The sequence below is a fragment of the Asanoa sp. NPDC050611 genome (assembly GCF_040654855.1).
In the GTDB taxonomy this organism is placed as follows: Bacteria; Actinomycetota; Actinomycetes; order Mycobacteriales; family Micromonosporaceae; genus Asanoa.
Window position 1 is genome coordinate 1 of sequence record NZ_JBFAIU010000482.1, and the last position, 4,363, is coordinate 4,363.

Below are 4,363 nucleotides of genomic sequence, written 5' to 3' on the forward strand. Positions count from 1 at the left end.
ACCATGAACCGCGACAGGTGTGTATGCACGCCACGCAACGTGCCGGCTCCGAACTGGGCGAAGACATGACGCCGCCCGTCGGGCAGAACCAGCGGCGAGTAGCGGAGTCCGTTCTGCAGGAACAGCGTGAAGATGAAGAAGGTCGTCGTGAACCCGGCGAAATAGGCCAGGGCCAGGAGCGATCCCAGGGCGTACGAGCGGCGTCGGAACAGCCCCATGTCGACCAGCGGCGTGCCGCCGCGCCGCAGCTGGTGCAGTTCCCAGGCGACGAACGTCCCGAGGACCGCGAGCCCGGCCACGATCAGGATCCAGGTGATCGGTCCGTGCCATTGCCTTTGCTGCACCAGCGGCAGCAGGACCAGCGCGACACCGGCGCCGAGCAGCACGACGCCGAGCGGGTCGACGCCCGGCCGTGGCGCGCGCTCGCCGGTGCGGCCCGGGATCCACCGCAGGCCGAGCACGATCGCCACCACGCCGATCGGGACGTTGATGTAGAAGATCCAGCGCCAGCCCGTCTCGGCGCCGGCGATCGCGATGATCGCGCCACCGAGCAGCGGCCCCAACGCCGTCGAGACGCCGATGGTCGCGCCGAGGGCGCCGAACGGCCGCCCGCGTTCCGGCGGCGTGAACATCTGCTGGACGAGGCCGGACACCTGCGGGTTCACCACGCCGGCGGAGACGCCCTGGACGAGGCGGGCGAAGACCAGCCACAGCTCGTTCTCCGCGAGGCCGGCGGCCGCGCTGGCGACGGTGAAACCGGCCAGGCCGAGCACGAACAGCCGGCGCCGCCCGTGGGCGTCGCCGAACCGGCCGGCCGGGACGAGCACGAGGCCGAACGCGAGCGCGTATCCGGACAGGACCCACTGCAGGCCGCCCGAGCTGAGCCCCAGGTCGTCCTGGATGGACGGCAGCGCGACGTTGACGATGCTGACGTCGAGGAGGGTCATGAACGCCGCCATCAGCGCGACCGTCATCGCCCGCCAGCGCGCGTCCACCATTTCTTGGACATTACCGGCAGGACCTGGGGAGGCGTGGCACGCTGAAGAGCGTGATCGACACGGCCGAACTGGTCCGGCGCAACGCCGAGTTCGCCGCCGGCGGCGCGTTCGTCGGCCTGTCCCTGCTGTCGACCGGCAACCTGCGGGTCATCGGCTGCGTGGACCCGCGGGTCGATCCGAGCCACGTGCTGGGCCTCGCGGCCGGCGACGCCGTGGTGATGCGCAACGTGGGTGGTCGCGTCACGCCCACGGCCCTGCGCTCGTGGGCGATGCTGGCGAAGGTGGGCGAGGCGCGCAGCCACGGCCGGCCGCAGCCCGGCGGCCAGTTGGTCGTGCTGCACCACACCGACTGCGGCATCCGGGATCTGGCGGCCTACCCGGAGCTGCTGACGGACTTCTTCGAGATCCCGGTCGGCGACCTCGACGCCAAGGCCGTCATGGACCCGTACGCGTCGGTCACGATCGACGTCGCGCTGATGAAGCAGGCGATGCCGCCGGGCGTGCTGGTCTCCGGGCTCGTCTACGACGTGGATACCGGGCTCGTCGAGGTCGTCGTGCCCTAGCGCCGTGCGCTCACCGCGTTGTCGTACCAGCCGCTGAGGTCCGCTCCGGTCGGCACGGTCGGGTCGCCGCGCAGGTGCTTGTAGAGGCGGCCCGCGAGCGGGATCAGCTCGTGCACGGGCTCGAGGTCGGCGCCGCGACCGCCCAGCACGGGCAGGCCCTCGTAGCGGTAGCCCCACTCGGCCTGGTGGCCGACCCGCCACGCCGTGCCCGGCACCGCGTGCCGCACGCACTCCAGCGCGTAGAACGCGACCGCGTCGATGATCCGCAGCGAGTCGTCGGACCAGCCGGAGGGCGCCATCGACGCGTGGCGGCCGTACCACATCGGCAGGACCGCGTCGGTCGGGCGCTGGAAGAAGCCGCTGTCCAGGGCCACCTTCTCCAACGGCGCGTCGGCCGGGCGCGGCCGAAGGCGGTCGAGGGCCCAGGCCCACACCGCCGCGAGGCTATCCCGCGAGAAGTCGAGGTCCACCTGCGACTCGGCGCCCAGCCAGCCGAGGCGGCCGTCGCCGGCGGCCAGGTAACGCTCGAGGAACTCGTCCGGCGTGCCGGTGACGGTGCCGCGCACCATGCCCGGCGGCAGGGTGCTGTCGACGTCCGGCGCGACGCGGTCGAGGATCACGTCGAGCGGGGCGTCGGCGAAGTCGACCTCCTCGACGACGAGCCGCGCGCCCGCCGTGCGCGCCAGCTCCCGCAACGCCGACACGATCGGCGCGACCTCGGCCCGGAACGCCGCCGCCGGGTCCAGCGGATGCTGGTCGAAGACCGACACGACCAGCTCGCGGATCCCGGTGTCGCCGGGGTGGACGAACCACTGCGTGCTGATCCGGTCGCCGGTCCAGGACAGCTCGGCGTATTCGCCGGTGGCGACCCGCTCGCGCAGGTCGGGCTGGTCGCCCAGGACACGGCCGAGCAGGGCGACCGTGGCCGCCCTGCTCAGCTCGGTGTTGTCCGGGACGATGCCCAGGTCCATCTATGGTCCGCTCGGTGCGTGGATCGTGAACTCGATGTTGTTGTCCTTGAGGCACTGCAGCAGCGGCGGGTGGATGCCGATGCTGTTGAAGCCGGCGTGCGCGACGAAGTGCCAGTGTACCTTCGTGACGTTCTGGTGACCGTGGGCCGCCTTGCCGGCCGGTGTCACGATCCACGCGTCCTTGAGGCACTCGTCGATCAGGCTCTCCGTCCAGGTCGGCACGCCGGTCTTGACCTCGTGGAAGACCTCGTCGCCCGTGGTCGCGTCCGTCTCGATGCAGTCCGGCTTGCGCCACTTGGACCCGGCCCGGGGGTAGCCCGGCGTGACGACCTTGACGTTCTTGGTGCAGTTCTGCAGCAGGGCGGCCACCGCGTTCTCCCCGTCCCGCCAGTTGTACTGGGCGGGGATGGGGTCGCCGGCCGTGTGGTTGGGCGCCTTCATGGCGTCCTCGATGTCCTTCCACTTCGTGCGGTCACCGCGCGACAGGTCGCGGATGTCCTTGTCGCTGAAGCGGGACTTGGCGGCGAGCAGCCGGGCGGCGAGCGTGTCGTCGCCGGCGGTCAGGTAGTCGTAGGTCGCGCCCAGGATCAGGTCGAGGGCCACGTCCTTGACGGCGTCCGGGATCTTGTCGTACTTGGTGACGAACCGCAGGGTGTCGTCGATGCGGTGGGCGAAGCGCACCACGAAGCGCGCGGCCTTGCCCGGGATCGCGATCGCGTCGCCGACGTAGGGCACCACGCCGAGGATGCTGAGCCCGGCGCTGACCCAGTCGCCGTGGATGAGCCCGGCGATGGTGTCGCGCAGGTCGGCGAGGCCGCCGAGGATCCAGCCCACGACCGGGATCGCGCTCAGGCCGCCCGAGCACAGGTTGCCGGCCAGCCAGGCCATGGAGTCGCGCGGTGAGAAGTCGCCGGCGAACATGCCCAGCAGGAAGTCGGTGACGTAGGTCCACTTGCTGACCTGCTCGTCCGGGCGACCCGGGTCGAGACCCTGGTCCTCGACGTGGACGGTCTCGTAGTCGTCGCGCAGCGAGTCGCCGTCGGTGTCGGGGTTGAGCGGGTTGATGCCCCAGTCGTTGACCTCGGTGCCGTCGGAGAGCCCGTCACCGTCGCTGTCGACGTTGTTCTCGTCGGTGAGCACGTCGCCCTCGGCGACGTCCGTCAGCCCATCACCGTCGGTGTCGGTCTCGTCGGGCGTCGGCACGATCGGCGGCGCGCCACCGCCCAGCGGCGGGTCGTTGCGCGGATCGGCGACCAGCGGGTTGGTGCCGCGGCTGACCTCGATGCCGTCGCTGACGCCGTCGCCGTCGGTGTCGCTCTCCGTGGGGGACGTGCCCAGCTCCTGCTCGCGCAGGTTGGTCAGGCCGTCGGAGTCCTGGTCCTCCTGCCCGTCCGGCACGCCGTCGCCGTCGGTGTCGGCGTTGTTCGGCAGGGTCCACGGCGTCAGCTCGTAGATCTCGAACTTGTCGGTGAGCCCGTCGCCGTCGGAGTCGGCCAGCAGCGGGCTGGCGCCGAAGCGCAGCTCGACACCGTCCTCGATGCCGTCGCCGTCCCGGTCACCGGTGTAGGTGATGTCGAAGCGGGTCAGGACGTTGCGGGCGCTGTCGTACGCCTTCGACGCATGCCGGGTGGCCGACTCCGCGTTGGCCTTGCGCAGCTGGTCGTCGGCCTTGTCGAGCCACCGCTGACCGGACTCGAGGTCGCCGAACGCCTCCTCCAGGCCGGCGGGCGCCGGTGGCGGCGGGACGATCGTGCGGAACGGCGCGATCGTCGCGTTGGCGTCCTGGACGGCGGCGTCGGCCAGCAGGCGGACGGTCGACAGCTCGCCGACC

Annotated in this window: 3 protein-coding genes and 1 pseudogene; 1 reads left to right on the forward strand and 3 read right to left on the reverse strand. The window is 71.5% G+C overall.

Translation table 11 applies throughout. From position 1 onward, the window contains the following. Window positions 1–998 (reverse strand): MFS transporter (locus AB0H87_RS38650; protein ID WP_360157759.1); only part of this gene is annotated, 998 nt, incomplete at its 3' end. Between the two features lie 50 nt (window positions 999–1,048). Here AB0H87_RS38650 and AB0H87_RS38655 point away from each other — a divergent pair. Next, window positions 1,049–1,561 (forward strand): carbonic anhydrase, encoded by a 513-nt coding sequence (locus tag AB0H87_RS38655; RefSeq protein WP_360157762.1) that lies wholly within the window; start codon window positions 1,049–1,051, stop codon window positions 1,559–1,561. Here the strand turns inward: AB0H87_RS38655 and AB0H87_RS38660 are convergent. After that, window positions 1,558–2,532, reverse strand: coding sequence for a hypothetical protein (locus AB0H87_RS38660; RefSeq protein WP_360157765.1), 975 nt, complete (start codon window positions 2,530–2,532; stop codon window positions 1,558–1,560). The two genes, AB0H87_RS38655 and AB0H87_RS38660, sit on opposite strands and share 4 nt — an antisense overlap. After that, a pseudogene (locus tag AB0H87_RS38665) lies at window positions 2,533–4,363 on the reverse strand (hypothetical protein); the annotation flags it as partial.